14 protein-coding genes and 2 tRNA genes are annotated in these 20,047 nt (G+C 34.7%); 5 read left to right on the plus strand and 11 right to left on the minus strand.

Features of this window, described 5'->3' with window-relative positions:
• Positions 1-16: 16 nt before the first annotated feature.
• The 4 genes from MK119_RS02105 to MK119_RS02120 all read right to left on the minus strand — a co-directional run bounded on the left by MK119_RS02105 (position 17) and on the right by MK119_RS02120 (position 5,948).
• Positions 17-469 (minus strand): hypothetical protein, encoded by a 453-nt coding sequence (locus MK119_RS02105; protein WP_290670290.1) that lies wholly within the window; start codon positions 467-469, stop codon positions 17-19.
• 35 nt (positions 470-504) lie between these two features.
• The gene (gene dnaE, locus MK119_RS02110; RefSeq protein WP_290670293.1) at positions 505-4,890 is read right to left on the minus strand and encodes a DNA polymerase III subunit alpha; all 4,386 of its coding nucleotides are present in this window, start codon (positions 4,888-4,890) and stop codon (positions 505-507) included.
• A gap of 114 nt (positions 4,891-5,004) precedes the next feature.
• Positions 5,005-5,391, minus strand: coding sequence for a hypothetical protein (locus MK119_RS02115; protein WP_290670296.1), 387 nt, complete (start codon positions 5,389-5,391; stop codon positions 5,005-5,007).
• A gap of 287 nt (positions 5,392-5,678) precedes the next feature.
• Positions 5,679-5,948: an SH3 domain-containing protein gene (locus MK119_RS02120; RefSeq protein ID WP_290670298.1), complete on the minus strand. Its 270-nt coding sequence runs from the start codon at positions 5,946-5,948 to the stop codon at positions 5,679-5,681.
• 245 nt (positions 5,949-6,193) lie between these two features.
• Between MK119_RS02120 and MK119_RS02125 the strand changes: the two genes are divergently transcribed.
• The 5 genes from MK119_RS02125 (at position 6,194) to MK119_RS02145 (ending at position 9,865) form a co-directional block, all read left to right on the plus strand.
• On the plus strand, positions 6,194-6,697 hold the full coding sequence (locus MK119_RS02125) for a 30S ribosomal protein S16 (RefSeq protein ID WP_290670301.1): 504 nt from the start codon (positions 6,194-6,196) through the stop codon (positions 6,695-6,697).
• A 72-nt stretch (positions 6,698-6,769) separates the two neighbouring features.
• Positions 6,770-7,294, plus strand: a complete 525-nt coding sequence (gene rimM, locus MK119_RS02130; protein ID WP_290670304.1) for a ribosome maturation factor RimM — start codon at positions 6,770-6,772, stop codon at positions 7,292-7,294.
• A gap of 46 nt (positions 7,295-7,340) precedes the next feature.
• Complete coding sequence (locus MK119_RS02135) at positions 7,341-7,832, plus strand: hypothetical protein (protein ID WP_290670307.1); 492 nt, start codon at positions 7,341-7,343, stop codon at positions 7,830-7,832.
• A 35-nt stretch (positions 7,833-7,867) separates the two neighbouring features.
• Positions 7,868-8,581 carry a methyltransferase gene (locus MK119_RS02140; RefSeq protein ID WP_290670310.1) on the plus strand — a complete coding sequence of 238 codons (714 nt, stop codon included), beginning with the start codon at positions 7,868-7,870 and terminating at the stop codon, positions 8,579-8,581.
• A gap of 105 nt (positions 8,582-8,686) precedes the next feature.
• Positions 8,687-9,865, plus strand: coding sequence for an acyl-CoA dehydrogenase family protein (locus MK119_RS02145; protein WP_290670313.1), 1,179 nt, complete (start codon positions 8,687-8,689; stop codon positions 9,863-9,865).
• Between the two features lie 750 nt (positions 9,866-10,615).
• Here MK119_RS02145 and MK119_RS02150 read toward each other — a convergent pair.
• The 7 genes from MK119_RS02150 to mutS all read right to left on the minus strand — a co-directional run bounded on the left by MK119_RS02150 (position 10,616) and on the right by mutS (position 20,023).
• Positions 10,616-10,852: a hypothetical protein gene (locus MK119_RS02150; RefSeq protein ID WP_290670316.1), complete on the minus strand. Its 237-nt coding sequence runs from the start codon at positions 10,850-10,852 to the stop codon at positions 10,616-10,618.
• A gap of 86 nt (positions 10,853-10,938) precedes the next feature.
• Positions 10,939-12,621, minus strand: a complete 1,683-nt coding sequence (locus MK119_RS02155; protein ID WP_290670319.1) for a helix-turn-helix domain-containing protein — start codon at positions 12,619-12,621, stop codon at positions 10,939-10,941.
• A gap of 252 nt (positions 12,622-12,873) precedes the next feature.
• On the minus strand, positions 12,874-13,125 hold the full coding sequence (locus MK119_RS02160; protein ID WP_290670322.1) for a hypothetical protein: 252 nt from the start codon (positions 13,123-13,125) through the stop codon (positions 12,874-12,876).
• A gap of 341 nt (positions 13,126-13,466) precedes the next feature.
• Positions 13,467-16,667: a M12 family metallo-peptidase gene (locus tag MK119_RS02165; protein WP_290670325.1), complete on the minus strand. Its 3,201-nt coding sequence runs from the start codon at positions 16,665-16,667 to the stop codon at positions 13,467-13,469.
• Between the two features lie 450 nt (positions 16,668-17,117).
• A tRNA-Leu gene (locus MK119_RS02170) sits at positions 17,118-17,201 on the minus strand.
• A gap of 15 nt (positions 17,202-17,216) precedes the next feature.
• Positions 17,217-17,289: transfer RNA gene (locus MK119_RS02175), tRNA-Gly, on the minus strand.
• A gap of 124 nt (positions 17,290-17,413) precedes the next feature.
• Complete coding sequence (mutS, locus tag MK119_RS02180; RefSeq protein WP_290670328.1) at positions 17,414-20,023, minus strand: DNA mismatch repair protein MutS; 2,610 nt, start codon at positions 20,021-20,023, stop codon at positions 17,414-17,416.
• Positions 20,024-20,047: the final 24 nt, after the last annotated feature.

The raw sequence follows: 20,047 nt of genomic DNA on the forward strand, positions 1-20,047 counted from the left end.
ACTTATTATAGACACTTTAATCGTTATTAATTTCCGTCAATCGCTTTCCAACAGTAAACTCAATGGCAGAAAGCAAAAGTATTATGAAAACTTCAACTACTATGTATATCCACCCTAAACTTGTAAGTGTTTCTTTATGATACATTGCGAATCCAACAGAGACAATACAATAGTGTATATTCAATATAGCAATCATTTTTAAAAAAATTCCTGCTCTTTTATGTTCTTTTCGATAGCAATATAGATCAAAAATTGCAAAAACTATGGGAATTGCTGCAAGTACATATAATATTGCTGGAGGCATTCCAATGTCATCTTTTATACGAACTAGCACAAATCCTAATAAAAAGGCTGACAACAAAGCTCCAAATCCATCAACAAGAAAGAGTTGTTTAGGATTATTTTCAACTTTTTGAATGATTTTTTGGAATACCATTTTTTTTAATTCTATGAATTTTGGAAAACGCATTCAAAATTCAACTTTTAAAATTTAAGATGCCTAGTCTAATTAATTTTATACAAAATATCTTCTTCCTCTAATGCATTTAGTAATTCTTGTGTAATATTCACTTTTTTCTTCTTACTAGAAGTTTGCAATTTGATTTTTTCTTTAGCTTCATACAACGTAAAGTGCAACGACTTATCGCCTTTATGCGTTTCTAAGATTTCATTGATAAAATCGAGCTTTTGCTCTTTAAGCTTATTCACATCCAATTGGATAGTCAGTTTTCTAGCAGCAGTTTCCATCACATCTTGCAACAATTGCATCGAATTAAATTGAATTCTAGGATCACCGCGTTTTCCTGTGTCTTTATTTACCCAACCTTCTTTTATAAAAGCTTTTATATATACAAATGAATTTGGAACAAAGAAATGTCTGAACTTTAAATAATCTTCCCCAAAAATTCGAAATTCGTATGACTCCAAATAGTCTTCGACGGTAAATAACGCCCAACCTTTGCCATTTTTAGAAACTCTATGCTGTACCTCTGTTACAACACCTGCAAAAGGAATTTCACGATTTACATAGTTTTCCATTTGAGAGAAATAAGACAAATCACCTTTACAGAAAAACTTCATTTCTGCTTTGAAATCATCCAATGGATGCCCAGAAATATAAATTCCAACTACATCTTTTTCTCGTGCTAGTTTTTCCATCGTTCCCCATTCTTCACATGGTGGCACTTTGGGTTCTTCTATTTGTACTTCACTCGCTTCACCGAATAAACTAACTTGCGCTGAGTTTTTATTTTCTTGGAACTTTGCTCCGTATTTTACGGCTTTTTCTAAAAAAGTAATGTTGTCATTATTTTCAGTGTGAAAATATTGTGCTCTGTGTGTATCACCAAACGAATCAAATCCACCAGCCAATGCTAAGTTTTCAAAGGCTTTTTTGTTAGCGGCTCGTAAATCGATTCGTTTCGCTAAATCGAATACAGACTTGTATTTTCCTTCCGAACGTTCTTTTACAATAGTTTTTACGGCTCCATGACCCACTCCTTTGATTGCGCCCATTCCAAAACGTACTGCACCTTCATCGTTTACTGTAAATTTATAGAACGATTCATTTACATCTGGACCTAATACATCTAACTTCATTCGTTTACATTCTTCCATAAAGAAGGTTATCGTTTTGATATCGTTCATGTTATTCGAAAGTACCGCCGCCATGTATTCGGCAGGATAATGTGCTTTTAAGTATGCTGTTTGATACGCAATCCAAGCATAACAAGTTGAGTGCGATTTGTTGAAGGCATAGGCTGCGAATGCTTCCCAGTCTTTCCAAATTTTCTCAAGTTTATCTTCTGCATGTCCTTTTTCTGAAGCTTGTGAAATAAATTTAGGCTTCATTTTATCAAGAACCGCTTTTTGCTTTTTACCCATCGCTTTACGTAGGACATCGGCTTCACCTTTGGTAAAATCGGCTAATTTCTGCGACAGCAACATCACCTGCTCTTGGTATACAGTAATTCCGTAGGTTTCTTCTAAGTATTCTTCACAAGCTTCTAAATCGTACTCAATATCTTCTTCTCCATGCTTTCTTCGAATGAAACTAGGAATGTATTCCATTGGCCCTGGACGATACAGTGCGTTCATGGCAATAAGATCGGCAAACGTTGTTGGTTTGAGCGATTTCATGTGCTTCTGCATTCCAAGAGATTCGTACTGGAATACACCAACAGTTTCTCCCCTTTGGAATAATGCGTAGGTTTCTTCGTCGTCTAACGGAATGTCTTCAATGTCTATTTCAACATTGTGTTTATACTTTACCAGCTTGACAGTATCTTTGATTAGTGTCAGTGTTTTCAGCCCCAAGAAATCCATTTTTAGCAGACCTGCGCTTTCCACCACCGAGTTATCAAACTGTGTACAGTACATGTCTGAATCTTTCGCCAATGCCACAGGAACGAATTTGGTAATATCGTCTGGTGTAATGATGACTCCACAGGCGTGAATTCCCGTGTTACGCACCGAACCTTCTAAGACACGCGCCATGTTGACCGTTTCTCCTTCTAGATTGTCTTGTTCGGCAATTTCTATCAATTCATTGATCAGTACAACTTCTTCTGCTCTAAACTTTTGTTTCAATTCTGCTTCCGACTTTCCAAAAATCTTTGCCAGTTTGGTATTCGGAATCAGCTTCGCAATTCTATCCGCATCACTTAACGGCAAATCTAGCACACGAGCTGTATCACGAATGGAAGATTTTGCTGCCATCGTTCCATAGGTGATAATTTGTGCTACTTGATTCGCACCGTATTTATCAATTACATAATCCATGACACGACCACGGCCTTCATCATCAAAGTCAATATCAATATCGGGCATGGATACACGATCAGGATTTAAGAAACGCTCAAAAAGTAAGTCATACTTTATTGGGTCAATATTAGTAATCCATAAACAGTACGCTACCACTGAACCGGCTGCAGATCCTCGACCTGGACCTACCGAAACATCCATATTTCTGGCTTCGCGAATAAAATCTTCTACAATTAAGAAATATCCAGGATAACCTGTATTTTCAATCGTTCCTAACTCAAAATCGAGTCGTTCTTCAATTGCTGGTGTTATTTCACCATATCTTTTTTTCGCACCTTCGTACGTTAAGTGTCGCAAGTATTTGTTTTCTCCACGTTTTCCTCCATCCATTTTGTCTTCTTCAAACTGGAATTCTTCTGGAATATCAAACGCAGGTAATAGAACATCACGTGCCAATTCAAATGGTTCTACTTTGTCTACAATTTCTTGTATGGAAAGGATTGCTTCTGGCAAATCTTTAAACAAAGTTTTCATTTCATCTGGCGACTTGAAATAGTATTCTTGATTTGGCAATCCGTAACGATATCCACGTCCACGACCAATTGGTGTGGCTTGCTTTTCGCCATCTTTCACACATAATAAAACATCATGCGCTGTGGCATCTTCTTGCGCGATGTAATAGGTATTGTTCGTTGCAACTAGTTTTACATCATGCTTTTTAGCCAATTTGACCAATACGTCATTCACACGGTTTTCATCTTCTTGATCGTGACGCATGATTTCTATGTACAAATCATCTTGAAAAGTTTCTTTCCACCAAAGTAATGCTTCTTCTGCTTGAGTTTCTCCAACATTTAATACTTTGCTTGGCACTTCTCCGTATAAGTTTCCTGTCAATACAATAACATCTTCCTTGTATTGCTCTAGCACTTTTTTGTCAATTCGCGGAACGTAGTAAAATCCTTTGGTATATCCGATAGATGACATTTTTGCCAAATTATGATAGCCGTTTTTGTTTTTGGCGATCAATACGATTTGATATCCGTTATCTTTTCGCGTTTTGTCTTCGTGATCTTCACAGACAAAGAATTCGCAGCCTACAACAGGCTTAAGAATTTGCGCATCGGTAGTTTCTCCTTTTTCTTCAGCTTCTGCAATTTTTGCTTTGACACCTTTGTTATAGCCATTTACTTCTTTTACAAAGTGAAACGCGCCCATCATATTGGCATGATCGGTTATTGAAACTGCTTGCATATTGTATTTTCCTGCAGCCTTTACCAAATCGCCAATACTGGAAGTAGATTGTAATACTGAGAATTGCGAATGATTATGCAAGTGTGAAAACGGCGCATTTTTTAAAGCTTCAAGATTTTCTGCGATTTCTTGTTTTGAAATTCCATCACCAGCTTGTTCTTTAGCTAAACGCTTTCGTATTTTGTCAGAAGCCGCTTTTAGATTGATATGCTTCAATCCAATCATTTCGATTGGCTGCGGATTGTTTTCCGAGAAGCGTTCAAAATAATCTGGCACAACGTCTAATTGCTCAATGGTATATTCTTTTCTTCGGATGAGTTCTAAAAAACAACGCGTAGTTGCTTCTACATCGGCAGTTGCGTTGTGCGCTTCACCAAATCCGATTCCGAATAAGTAGTTGTGTAACTCTGTAAGCGTTGGTAACTTGAACTTTCCTCCTCGTCCCCCTGGAATTTGACACAGGCTTGCTGTAGCTTCTGTACAGGTATCCAACACAGGAAGTTCTTGCAAATTATTTTCAACACCTTCACGATAGAATTCTGCCCCCATAATGTTGACATCGAAACCAACATTTTGTCCAACAATAAATTTCGCTTTTGATAAGGCGATGTTGAATTTTGCCAAGACTTCTTCTAACGTGATACCTTCTTCGGCTGCTAATTCCGTTGAAATTCCGTGAATTTTTTCAGCATCATACGGAATATTGAATCCTTCAGGTTGTATTAAATAATCTTGATGTTCAATCAAGTTTCCTAATTCATCATGCAACTGCCAAGCAATTTGTATACATCTTGGCCAGTTATCTGTATCAGAAATTGGTGCGTCCCAACGCTTTGGTAAACCTGTAGTTTCGGTATCAAATATTAAGTACATAGAGTGCTTTTACATAGAGGAAATTAGAACACGTAAAATTACAACTTTTTTTCCTGTTTTTCCGATGGAGTTATTAACACCATATCAGCAGCATAATAGACTGCCAGCACTCTTTTAAACCGAAAAAATCTTCACAATTATTGAGTTATTAACTATCGTGATTACTAAAAACGATATCTTTAACAAAAGTAACCACCGTTTTTCAACATACATAAGAAAGTGCAATTTCAACATAATCTGTACAACTGTACCATTTGCATCAGTTGTAACCACTTTGAGCAATACTGACTTTATTTCATACGGAACGATTAATCCTTTGTATTTATATATTGGAACCCACCAACCTTCACCTACTTCTTCCCAATTTGGCGCTCGTTCTAAATTGAGTTTCTTCACAGTAGATTCTCTAATATCATCATAATTAGTGATTCGTATTCTATAGAAAAATGCATTGGTTGGCTCCATTTTTTTATACGGTTGACTTCCTTTCCATTTAGGCACAATTCCATCTTCATTTTTAGTTTCTCCCCATGAATTTAGCGCTTCTACAACTGTAGAATATACTTCTATTTTTTTTATATTTTTTCTTTGACTTAATTTTAAAAAGCTTATTTCCTACTTCATAAAAAACCTCTTCATACGACAAAAGCGTGTCTTTATTTTTACTTTCTTCTCTAGCCTCTTCTGATTGAAAATTATAAGTTGTAAAGTCAGTATATTTAGACGAGAACTCAGAACTACAAACTATTTTACAAGAGTCACAGCCCCAACCCATGTTCCATATGTCATTATTTTTTAAATAATAAATTACAAAAAACATACCCTTTTAATTCTGATGTTTCTCTTGATTTTGAGTTCACCAAATACCAATTCCCTTCTATTTTTTTGCCACTATAATTGATTTCTAACTTGACATTGGTTTTATCAACCAATTCTAAAGGTTCTCCACAATAAAATTTCCCAATTCTTTCAGATTTTACATCAGGATTAGCTCTCACTATCAAACCGTTCTCTGCTATTACAGAGTAGAATTCCTGCTCTTGAATTTTAGGAATCAAAAAGAAAGTAAAGATTATTAAAATTAGAAAAGTTCACATTTGGAATTCAGTTATTGCAAATACTCAAATATTCGCATTATGACCACTTATATTGGCGCAAAAATTACAGTTTATTACTAACGAACTTTACTTTTTCTCGTTTAAACACCAAAAAAAGCAATATTAAGTGGTTGTGTTTCAGAAATAATAGTATTTTTGCAGCCTTATTAATAATCGAGGTCGTGAACCTCACAAATTAATTTTTTATGTCTGTTAAAATTAGATTACAAAGACACGGTAAAAAAGGAAAACCTTTTTACTGGATTGTTGCCGCTGATGCGCGTGCAAAAAGAGATGGTAGATACTTAGAGAAATTAGGTACTTACAATCCAAACACTAACCCTGCAACGATTGACTTAAATGTTGATGGTGCTGTAAAGTGGTTACAAAACGGTGCTCAACCAACTGATACTGCAAGAGCAATACTTTCTTACAAAGGTGCTATGTACAAAAATCACTTGTTAGGTGGAGTTCGTAAAGGTGCCTTAACTGAAGAGCAAGTTGATGAGAAATTCAATGCTTGGGTTGCCGAAAAAGAAGGTAAAGTACAAGGTAAAGTTGACAGTTTAGCGAAAGCTGATGCTGATGCAAAAGCAAAAGCATTTGAAGCAGAGAAAGCTGTAAACGAAGCTCGTATTGCCGCTAATGCTCCTGTTGTAGAAGATGCAGCTGAAGATACTGGAGAAACTCCTGCAGGTGAAGAAGAATAAATTATAGATATTACATATAATTTTTAGCCTAGTAAATAGTAAATTTGCTAGGCTTTTTTTTATGATATAGATATGCGAATTGAAGATTGTTTTTATTTAGGAAAGATTGTTAAGAAGTACAGCTTTAAAGGCGAATTACTAGCGAAACTCGATACTGATCAACCAGATTTGTACGAAGATTTAGACGCTGTATTTATACAACTTGGTCGTGATTTTTTACCGTTTTTTATTGAAAAATCATCTTTACACAAATCAGACTTGTTAAGACTTAAGTTTGAAGATGTAGACACAGAAGAAGATGCCGATCAGTTGTTAAAGTGCGATTTGTATTTACCATTAGCTGCCTTGCCAAAATTAGAGGGCAACAAATTTTATTATCACGAGATTATTGATTTTACGGTAGAAGATGCCTCTTATGGAACAGTAGGAATCATTTCTGGTGTCAATGATAATACTTCGCAACCTTTGTTTGAGATTGATCGTGATGGCATTGAAATTTTAATTCCAATCAATGATGATATTATCAAAAAGGTAGATCGTGACACTAAAACAATTCATATTGAAGCTCCCGAAGGATTAATTGATTTATATCTGTGATTTACAAAAAAAAAGATACTTTTATGGTAACCATTACAACTGAACCATGAAAAAAAAGTATCCTCTTCTATTATTTTTTCTTTTTATAAATTTTTGCATTGCACAAGTAGCAAATCCCGCCAGTAATATCAACTTATGTATTGCTAATGATTCTGGTATTTCTTGCGATTTTGATTTTTCAAATTCAATTGTAGAAATCATAGGAACGCAAGATTCTACTGGATTAGTTGTTTCTTTTTATGAAACCAATATGGATGCAATTACAAACACAAATGCTGTTCCTGTTACTGGATTTTGTAATACGGTGAATCCACAAACTATTTATGTACGCATAGAAGATTCAGCTTCGGGAATATTTGATACTACGAGTTTCGATATTTCTGTTTCTCAGAATCCATTTGCAACTACACCTCCTACTATAGAAATGTGCGGCGAGGAGTTAAATGTAAACACAGGGTTTCAAATAGCAACGTTTGATTTGACAACGAATACTGATATCATTACTGGTGGAGATCCTGGTTTACCCAACATGGTATAGCAATTTCTGGAACCAAATCACTTGAATTATAAGTTATGAGCAAACCTTTTCAATTTAAACAATTTACCATTCAACAAGATAGAACAGCTATGAAAGTTGGTACTGATGGCGTTTTACTTGGCGCTTGGGCTTCGATTGAAAACAATCCGTTTTCTATTTTAGATATTGGTACCGGTACTGGTTTGATAGCTTTACAATTGGCGCAACGTTGCCATGCTGAAGTGATTGACGCCTTGGAGATTGATGATGATGCCTACGAACAGGCTGTTGAAAATTTTGAGAACTCTCCGTGGAGCGACCGTTTATTTTGCTATCACGCAGGTTTGGATGAATTTGTAGCAGAGATTGAAGACAAGTACGATTTAATCGTTTCCAATCCGCCATTCTACACCGAAAATTACAAAACTGAAAATACACAACGTGATACGGCACGCTTTACAGACGCGTTGCCTTTTGAAGAATTACTTGCTAGCGTTGCTCATTTGCTAGAACCAACAGGTGAATTTCAAACTATTATTCCCTACAAAGAATATGAGTATTTTGTAAATCTAGCAAAAATCAATGCTTTATTTCCCCAAAAAACCTGTCATGTCAAAGGAAATCCTGAGGCAGATTTTAAACGAAGTTTAATTTCTTTTTCGTTTAAAAAAACTACAAATAACGTAGAAGAATTGGTCATTGAGACAGCAAGACACCAGTACACAGATGATTATATTTCACTTACAAAAGCTTTTTATTTAAAATTATAACAATTTGTCTTTGTTTTGTGACATTTCATTAATTACTTTTGTAGTCGCGATTTACGAACAATCCGTAAATTTGAGTATTAAAAAAATGCTATAAACATACGATTAATGAAACCAGATTTATTCCAAGCTCCTGATTACTACAACTTAGACGAGCTACTATCCGAAGAACATAAATTAGTAAGAGATGCAGCCCGCGAATGGGTAAAAAGAGATGTATCTCCGATTATAGAAGAATATGCACAACGTGCTGAGTTTCCAGAACAAATCATTGATGGATTAGCAGGAATTGGAGCATTTGGACCATATATTCCAGCAGAATATGGTGGCGCAGGTTTAGACCAAATTAGTTATGGTTTAATTATGCAAGAAATTGAGCGTGGAGATTCTGGAGTTCGCTCTACAGCCTCTGTACAATCTTCATTAGTAATGTATCCTATCTGGAAATATGGAACAGAAGAACAACGTCAAAAATATTTACCAAAATTAGCTTCTGGTGAATGGATGGGTTGTTTTGGTTTAACAGAGCCAGATCACGGTTCTAATCCAGGTGGAATGACAACCAACTACAAAGACATGGGTGACCATTATTTGTTGAATGGAGCTAAAATGTGGATTTCAAACGCACCGTTTGCACAAGTAGCTGTTGTTTGGGCAAAGAATGAAGAAGGAAGAATTCACGGATTAATCGTTGAGCGCGGTATGGAAGGTTTTTCTACACCAGAAACGCACAACAAATGGTCATTAAGAGCTTCTGCAACAGGAGAATTGATTTTTGACAATGTTAAAGTTCCAAAAGAAAACTTACTACCCAACAAAACTGGATTAGGAGCACCACTTGGTTGTTTAGATTCTGCACGTTACGGAATTGCTTGGGGAGCTATTGGAGCAGCCATGGATTGCTACGATACTGCCTTACGTTACAGCAAAGAGCGTATCCAGTTTGGAAAACCAATTGGAGGGTTCCAATTACAACAAAAGAAATTGGCTGAAATGATTACGGAAATCACAAAGGCGCAATTATTAACTTGGCGTTTGGGAGTTTTACGCAACGAAGGAAAAGCAACTTCTGCACAAATTTCTATGGCAAAGCGTAACAATGTAGATATGGCAATAAATATTGCACGTGAGGCACGTCAAATGCTAGGTGGTATGGGAATTACTGGAGAATATTCTATCATGCGTCATATGATGAACTTAGAAAGTGTAATTACGTATGAAGGAACACACGATATTCACTTATTAATCACAGGATTAGACGTCACTGGATTAAACGCATTCAAATAAAAAAGAACAGCTTCTTACGAAGCTTTTTTCAATAAATCAAAACATGGGCAACGCTTGCAACGCTTGCCCTTTCCTTTTTTATACTTCTTACAACATTTACTTTTTACGCTTTGTGCAATCTTTACTTTTTTCTTCTTCGATTTTGCTGGCGCATCTTCTATCGCAACTAAAAAAGACATAAGAATTTATTCATTTATTGAGCGCAAATATAGTTATTTTAAATTATTCTAAATAAAAAATTTGAGTTTTTCGCACAAAAAGATACCTTGAGTAAGGTTTTCGAGTTCTATAAAGTAAGTGATAGTTTTGAATTTTTCGGAAAATAGAAAGTTTGGGAAATCCCTTTTTAGGTTAATGGAAGTTATTTTCACTACTAAATGAGACCCCCTAATTTCTCGATTTAATATATAACTAAATTTTATATTTCTCTAAGTTTCCTCAGCAACACTAAAAAAAAAAGGGAGTAATCACTAGCATGATCTCCCTTTTATCTAATAGAATAATACTATTATAATGAGATTCCCCTAAACCTCAATATGTTTTTAACAAAATTAAACTATATCTGGTGAGGTGAATACGATTAAACATTACTTCTGTTACGGTTTTACCGTAATTATAGTAGGTTTTCAAATTTAAAAACACTTAAAACACTAATATACTACTACTTAATTTTTTTTTAAAAAGAAAGGAAATAAAAAAATCTCCAAAAACCGTAATTCTTGGAGATTTGCATTTAAAAATTTTAAATTATTAGAGACAGACACAACTCTGACCAGGCTTACTGAAATTAGGATCTGGACAGTTATTGTCAAAATTGATTGAGAACTCTGTATTTGTTCTCACAGAAGTTTGACAATTCATTTCAAATGTTCCACAAGTAAGATCCGTGTTTGGATCTGTTCCACCTTTAATTTTTTTAGATTGTAAATTCGCATCTAATTTTGCAACACTAAGTTTTTTGAGATTTAATTTCTTAAATTTTTTCATAGGTAATAAAAAGTTTAATTTGAATAAATTTACTTAGGAAAGCTACATACAACAAAGAAATATAATCGTATTTACATAAATACGACTTATGAATTTCCTTGATCAGTACTAAGTTTATTAAGGTTTTTAATATAAAATGATGGATAGATACCTGTACGCTTTTTAAAGGCTTTGGAAAATGATTCTGCCGTATTAAAACCCAGTTCAGAGGCAATTGATTTGATATCATAAGTTCGAAACTTGGTATCGTTTTTTAATCGCTTTAAGGCATATTCCAATCGTAAATCCGTTATGTACTGTACAAACTTTTTCTGCTTGTGTGATTGCAATGTTTTGGATAAATATGTACTATTGGTGTTGATCTTTTTTGCCACGTAATTGAGCGTGCATTTTTTTTGTAAGAACTGTTCTTTCTTTTCAAATTTTTCAAGACCATCTAAAATCTTTTGAATATTTTCATCGGTAATTACATAGGTTTGTGCAGTTTTAGATTCTACTCTTTTTTGTGATTTTTCTATTGCTTTTAATTCGTTTAAAACAATATCAAAACGCTTTTTAAATGTCCGCTCTCTATTTTTATAATACCAAAAGCCAGCTATAAATAAGAGGACTAATACAATACTTATATTTATGAATAATGTAGATAAAAACTGCTTGTCCTCTGCTTCTTTTTGCAGTAATTCGATTCTCTTAATAAATGATGGAACATCGTATTTTTTATACAACTCTTCTGACACTTGTCGCATCAACTTATCATTTTCCTTAGTCTTTTTTTGAAATATATTCCAATACTTTGATGCAGTTTTGACGTCCTCTTTCTTTTCGTAAGATTGGGCTAATAGAATATACGTCTCTTGAAGGTTCTGCGAATACGTATTGTCTTTGGTAATGATGGAATCAGTTTTTAACAAATAAGGCAGCGCTTCGTCGATTTCATTCTGAATAAAATAGTTCTTTCCTTTGTGCAAATACACAATAGATAACTGATTATTCAAACCTAGTTTTAGTATCAATTTTTCGGCATCATCAAGGTCTTTAAAGGCTTTGGAAAAGTTGCCTCTTTTTTGAAAAATAATTCCTTGGACAGTTAAAAAAAAACTGTACATCTCTAAATTATTAATTTCAAAACTTTTATCTAAACCCAATTTATTGTAGGACATTGCTGAATCTAAATACTGAGTCCGTTCTTCTGTATAATCATCTGCAATAGTTGTGTACACATTGCTAACGCTCAATAAAGTATTCAGATATCCCGCAAGTCGTTTTTTCTTATCAAATACACCTTCATCATACAAACGCAAGTTTTCTTTTACTTTGAGAAGCGCTTGTTTTCTGCGCCCAATTTGGTTTTCTATCAACGCCATATTGTGCCGTATTTGAGCTAATTTGTTAATATTATTCTCTTTTTCAAAATAGACATAGGCTTGTTTGTAATTTGAAAGTGCATTTGCAAAATCGTCATAACTAAAACAAATAGATCCTTTAATATTTAAACTGCTGTAATATTTTTTTTCGTCATTTGCTTGCAAAGCTATCTGAGCAGCTTCATCCACATAAAAATGCGCACTATCTTTTTGCCCCAAAGTGTTATAAACAACCGAAGTTATGCAAGCTGCATTAAATGCTTTTGCATAATTACCTTGGTCTCTCACTCGCTTATAATACGAAAGTACATATGTTTTAGCGCGTAACGGGTTTTTATAACGATTTGATCTGACAAGCTTATATAAAGAATCTGTAGAAAATTGCTGCAACGAATCCTTCTTCAATTGTTGCTGTGCATATATATAAAAGCTAAAAAGGGAAAAAACAAAGACAAAATACAGTCGCTTCATGTTATTAAAAGTACTGTGTTTTATTCAAAAAATTAATTTAAAATCACTTTTTTTTGTTTTTGAAAAATTAACCTCTCATAAATGGTTTATACAAAACAACCAAGGAATTAAAAGAGCGTTTGAAGTAATTAATATGAAAAAGTAGAATTACCAAAGTAAAACCTTTGGTAATTCTTAAAAACAATATTACAAATCTCCAATACCATCTTTACATGGATGAAATATTACTGGAAGAGAAATACAATCGGTAAGCGGAATTGAAATATCACAAGCTTCCTGAGTGCATCCTTGAGTGCATCCAATTGTAGGGCATGAAATTACCGACCAACAAGGTACAATTGTAATTGACCCAGCTTGCCCACCTACAGCTTTGCTCTTTTCTAAATTAGAAATTGACCTTTTGTTAAGTCTTAAATTTTTCAAATTCTTTTTTTTCATAATTGTTTGATTTTTAAGTTAAATACGTTCAAACCTAAATAACTAAACCTTCAATTGAAAGAAATTGAAGTCGTAATTATGAAAATATCGGCACAAACAAAACAATCTTAAGCTGCTTATTTTAAGACACTTACATTCAAAAAAAGCTTCATAAAAAACAAAAATACTATTCCAAGAATATATTTTAGAAGTAGCTTCTAATACTAGTTTTTTTCAACAAAACAACAATCTTTTTCTTACAAAACGCTTGATTCATTAAGCAATCAAACTGCTTTGAATACGAAAAAGAATAAGCCTCTTCACTAAAAGTAAAGAGGCTTATTTTTATAAGAGTTAATTATTTATTTTACAATCAACTTCTTCACTTCTGATTTATGTCCTGCGTTTGATATAAATTGTACAAAGTAAATTCCCTTAGGATACTTACTAATATCAAGCATTCTAGATTGACTAGCGTCATTAATACGGTTTATTATTACTCCGTTAAATGATCGTATTATATATTCACCTTTGGTTTCTTGATCTGTACTTACCATAAATTCTACTTTTGAAGTAGCTGGATTAGGAGTAATCAATAAATTCAATAGTTCTTTAGTATCTTGTTCCGCTCTTATAGGTGGATCATCAAAACAAAAAGAGCATTCTTTTTCACTCCAAATAGTTTCACTTAAACCATTACACTTTGCGCCTATTCTAAACGAGAAGCAATGAAATCTTTCATCTCTTGGAAAAATACGAACTTGAGTTCGGTCACCTATATTCCATGTATCAGTAGTTACAGCACCTTCGAAGCAGAAACAATCAGGATCATTCCAAATAACTTCAATAACATATTGATCTGCGCCTGCAACTGGATCAAATGTTGCCCAATACGTGTCACAACTATAATCTAAGTTTGTTGGCGGACCTTCTATTCGACAACATGTTCTACAAAACGGTTGTCCCCATTTAACAGTTCCATCACAAATAACTCCCAGTTGAATAGTTAAACATTCAACGTCATCTGCATTAGGTATTGTATAACTATTTTGAGTATAATTGAAATATTTTGTAAAACTAGGTTGTGTTAATGGTGTTTCACAACATTCTCCCTGGTTAAGATAAACACGTAAAACATATCCGTCTACATTAGGCTGATGTCCCCAGGAAACTTCACTTGTAGCACAATCAAAACGAAACTTACCCGTTTTTATATCACATGGGAAATAAGAATCAATAATATCACAATCGATCACTTCTTTTTTGGTTGAAATAATTGGTTTCGGATTTGGTCTTCCAGATATGAAAATAGTTCTAGCAAAGCATACTTCACCACAAGGAGTCCGCAACTTATGAATCAATGTATATTCTACGCCATATTCTGCACCGCCATAGCTAATAGTACCTACAGAAGATGTTACTGGGCTATATCCTCCCATACCATCACTTTTTAATAGATACCATTCATGTATGACATTATGACCACTGTAGGTTTCAAAATTAGAGGAAGAAATATTATATGTGCTTCCTGAACCAGCATTAGTAGCAGGAAAGAAACTGGCATCCCAAATATCATCACAACATTCTACGGCAAATTTCTTTTCTACTGGTGTCCATACTTTACATTCACCAAGATTGGCGAAAGCAATCGTGAGCACGTATTCGCCTTCCGTAAAGTATTTAGGATTATCAAGAGCAGCAAATTCTTCAGAAATATTGACTTCAGTCATGTTTCCGTAAAACCATCCTATAGACCCAAACCACTGCTTTTGACCATTTACAAATCTCCAGGCATGAATATTATATCTACCTTCTCCAATGGTTGCATTTCCATCTGCCCAAATATCTTCACCAATACAGAAAACTTCTTTCTCCATATCGTTTTGATTTTCTAGCTTGAAATCTGCTGGCTCCACATAAAATGGTTCAATGGCAATACGACGTTCGCGCCAACCATAGCAGAAATCACTCCAAATACCATGCTTAATGTAGTATCTTTTAGACTGATCTAACCAACCCCAACTAGCTGTTAAACCATTTTGTATACCACCAATTGGACCGTCAACGGTATTTCCATCTCCAACTTCACCTTGCGTATCGGTTTGATACAATCCCCACCAATGATTTTGAGGATCCAAATCCAATGCTGTTACACTTACTTTCCATGTACCATTCTCACAATAGGTTTCAATTTCAAAATCAGCACTATCGGTAGTATCACAAGGGAAACAACCACCTAAACAGTTTGCATCATCAACTTTATCTCGTAAAAGGTCTCCAGGTTCATCACCAAATCCTAAAGCAAAACCAATTCCGGGACCAGATCCATGGCAATACGACATTATTGTACCTCCATTTGTAGGAGGAATGATTACACTGTCATCATCACAATCATCAATATCATTCCAAAACTGACTTCCACAATCATCTATTTGTTCATTTCCATTAGGTCCCCATACACAATCATGTGTATGACGAGAACCAATAGTATGTCCCATCTCATGTGCAAAAACCGACACAGACCAAGAATAATTAGGAACAGTTCCTATAAAAGTACGTACATCTGAATACGCATGCGCATCATCTTTATCACATAATTGATCTCTTCTAGCTCTTCCTCCATTACCTCCAGGGTCCATATCGACTAAATGCGCTACGTCACCAACATAATTGTCATCTAGTTCGCTACGGAAATCACTTAATATATCTGCTGAGTCGCTATCGGCATATGGATCGTCGGTATCCCACACAAGAATTTCTGAAATATCTATAGCAATATTTTCATTTTGGTATAAAACAGCTACCTGATTAAATAAACTTATCACATATGTTTCACTATTTGCAACACTTCCTCGATTGGTAAATAATTCAAAACCTGCTTCTATATATACCTTAATACAAGTAGATTCAAAAGCTTTAGGAGTCGCATTCTCTTTCTTTTTATCTTTGTGAGGATGCGAATCCCCTTCTTCTACTTCACAAATAAAATCAGGAAAGGATACAATATCAGCATCCTGATATACTATGTGTGCTGCTTCATTTTCCATTTTTCCGATGGAAAAATTACCTAAATGAGGTAGAGAAAACATTCCACTTATTTCTGTTTGCCCAACAGTTAATACAGCGATTCCTTTGACTCCATTATGCTCTACTTCTCCTCTAAGAAAGGTTATTGTATTTCGAATACTAGTATATTGTTTTCCACTACTAGTACGAACTGTATAATCTCCTATGAGATGTGAGCTTTCTATCAAGTTTAATTGAGCAAAAGATCCATCAGGTAGCGGAACCGATACTGCAAAGAATCGTTCTTCTGTTTTATGTATCTGTTCTAAAGCAGATGCTGACACATTGAGCAACTTAAATGCTTTCACATCTTTTTGAACTTGCCTACTTAGTCTGGCATTAGAAGTTTCTTCAAAAAAATGTATTTTTTCAAACTGGACATTGGCTTCCTTTAACTTAGAAATATTTTCAATAATGGAACCTTGTCTTCGCTCTTGAGCACTTAGAAATAAGCATCCCAATAGACAAATACATACGATTACTAATTTTTTTTTCATTGCTAATACATTTTGGTCATTCCTACTCTTATTATTAGGCTTTTCGGTCTCCGCCTTTAATCTATTCTTATATAGATTAAGACTCATAGGTTGAATTTTGTTACCCATTCATCACCTTCTAGCTCTTTAAGAGTATTCTTTAGATGTCGTAAATCAATGATTTTAGTAATCTCTTATTTTTATAATTCAATTGCCTAAATTTTATTCTCGCATAGAAAGTCAATTTCCGATATAAATGAACAAGTAGATCTATTAGTGCGTGATTGTGCTAAGAAATTAAAGATATTTGCTTTAGTGTATTTTTTATTCTCTTAACGATGCGGATTATTAGAAAACATATTTTGAAGAAAGTATATCTCGATCAGTATTAATAGTTTCTTGAGATAACATAAAGAAATATAATTCCATAAAAAAACCCTTCAAAATCAATAAGATTAAGAAGGGCTTTAGTACTCGAGGCGGGACTTGAACCCGCACGGCCCAAAGGCCATTGGATTTTAAGTCCAACGTGTCTACCAATTCCACCACTCGAGCGTGGATATTATATTGAGCGAAAAACGGGGCTCGAACCCGCGACCTCAACCTTGGCAAGGTTACGCTCTACCAGCTGAGCTATTTTCGCAAATTATTTATATGAGCGTGCAACACTATTACTGTATTGCGGATGCAAATTTAACACATTTCTTTAAATACCAAAGCGTTTTCAAGAAAAAGAATAAATTATTTTATAATCTTCTCGAAATCAACTACTTTTTTTTGCGTACCAACATGCGTTTTATCTCATTCAGCTTCATTAAAGCCTCTACAGGTGTTAAGGTATCAATGTCGGTCATTAAGATTTCTTCCTTAATTTCTTCCAATAATGGGTCGTCCATGTTGAAAAAACTCAATTGCATGTCGTTTTCTACACTTTTTAAATCGTCCGCGAGTTCTTCACTGGAATGCGATTTTTCTAAACGTTTTAATATTTTATTGGCTTTATGAATAACCTGCTGCGGCATTCCTGCCATTTTTGCTACATGAATTCCGAAACTGTGTTCGCTTCCACCTTTGACCAATTTACGCAAGAATAAAACATTATCTTTTAATTCTTTGACTGAGACATTATAATTCTTGATACGATCAAAAATCTCGGTCATTTCGTTTAATTCATGATAATGCGTAGCGAATAAGGTTTTTGCACGTGATGGATGTTCGTGTAAATATTCTGAAATTGCCCAGGCAATCGAAATTCCGTCATACGTACTTGTTCCACGACCAATTTCATCTAACAATACCAAACTACGTTCCGAAATATTATTCAGAATAGAAGCGGTTTCGTTCATTTCTACCATAAACGTAGACTCGCCCATCGAAATATTATCGCTCGCACCTACTCTTGTAAAAATTTTATCCACCAAACCAATTCTCGCGGAATATGCTGGCACAAAACTTCCCATTTGAGCTAAGAGTACAATTAAAGCAGTTTGACGCAATATGGCAGATTTACCACTCATATTCGGCCCTGTAATCATGATGATTTGTTGCGCTTCACGATCAAGATACACATCATTCGCAATATACGTTTCACCAATTGGCAATTGTTTTTCAATTACTGGATGACGTCCATTTTTGATATCCAAATCATACGAGTCATCAATTTGCGGATATACATAATTATTTGCTTTTGCTAGCGTTGCAAATCCGCACAAACAATCTAGTTTTGCAACAATATTTGCATTCTGCTGCACTGCTTTGATATATTGATTGATCCAAACAACTAAATCAGCAAATAGCTCTTGTTCTATCTGCATGATCTTTTCTTCAGCTCCTAATATCTTAGTTTCGTATTCTTTCAGTTCTTCTGTAATATAACGCTCTGCATTCACCAAGGTTTGCTTGCGCGTCCAGGACTCTGGCACTTTGGCCTTGTGCGTATTTCGAACTTCTATATAATATCCAAAAACATTGTTGGAAGCAATTTTTAAGGATGGAATTCCTGTCGCTTCACACTCACGCTCTAGCATTTTGTCTAAATAATCTTTTCCAGAAAAAGCAATACCGCGTAACTCGTCTAACTTATCAGAATATCCCGTTGCAATTGCATTTCCTTTCAAAATATTTACAGGCGCTTCTTCATTTAAGATTTCTTTTATTTTAGAACGCAACAATTCACATTCATGAATGGTATCACCAATCACCTTTAACGCCTCGTTAGAACTTTTACTCGTAATCTGTTTGATCGGAACAATGGCTTCGAGTGAATTTTTCAATTGAATCACTTCTCTTGGTGAGATTTTACCCGTAGCTACTTTGGAAATCAAGCGTTCAATATCACTAATTTGTTTGATATGATGCTGAATCTTTTCCAATTCATCTTCTTCTTTCAACAGATAGTTTACAACTTCATGGCGTTGTTTTATTTGCTGACTATTTTTTAAAGGCAATGCCAACCAGCGTTTTAATAAACGTCCCCCCATTGGCGAAATCGTCTTGTCAATCACATCTAATAATGTAATTGCATTGAAAGCGGTTGAAGCATACAATTCTAAATTTCGTACAGTAAAACGATCCATCCACACATAGGCATCTTCTGCAATACGCGCAATGGACGTGATATGTTGCAACTTGTTATGTCGCGTTTCTGACTGGTAATGTAAAACTGCTCCAGAAGCAATAATTCCCTCGTTTAAATCTTCTACACCAAAACCTTTTAGTGAACTCGTATCAAAGTGCGTAATGAGTTTTTCTTCGGCAAAGTCTGTTTTAAAAACCCAATCTTCCAAGTAGAAAATATGATGATTTGTTCCGAACGTATCTGCAAATTCTAATTTCTTCTGTTTCGGAATTAAAATTTCGCTCGGTTTAAAATTTTGTAATAACTTATCAATATATTCTGCAGAACCTTGTGTGGTCATAAATTCTCCCGTAGAGACATCTAAAAAAGAAATTCCTAACTGTTTTTTTCCATAATGAACAGCACACAAAAAATTATTCGTTTTTGCTTGCAAAACCTCATCATTAAAAGCAACTCCTGGTGTTACTAATTCTGTTACGCCACGTTTTACAATCTTTTTGGTTTGCTTCGGATCTTCTAACTGATCGCAAATAGCTACACGTTCGCCTGCTTTGACCAACTTTGGCAAATAGGTATTTAAGGAATGATGTGGAAATCCTGCCAACTCAATATTATCGCCACCATTATTTCGATGCGTCAATACAATTCCTAAAATATTGGCTGCTTTCACAGCGTCTTCCCCAAAAGTTTCATAAAAGTCACCTACTCGAAATAATAGCATTGCATCTGGATATTTGCTTTTGATGCTGTTGTATTGCTTCATTAAAGGAGTTACTTTTTTCGCGCTACTTTTTGCCAATGTTTGCTATTTTTAATGTTATTT

This window comes from Kordia sp., from assembly GCF_022447245.1.
GTDB lineage: Bacteria > Bacteroidota > Bacteroidia > Flavobacteriales > Flavobacteriaceae > Kordia.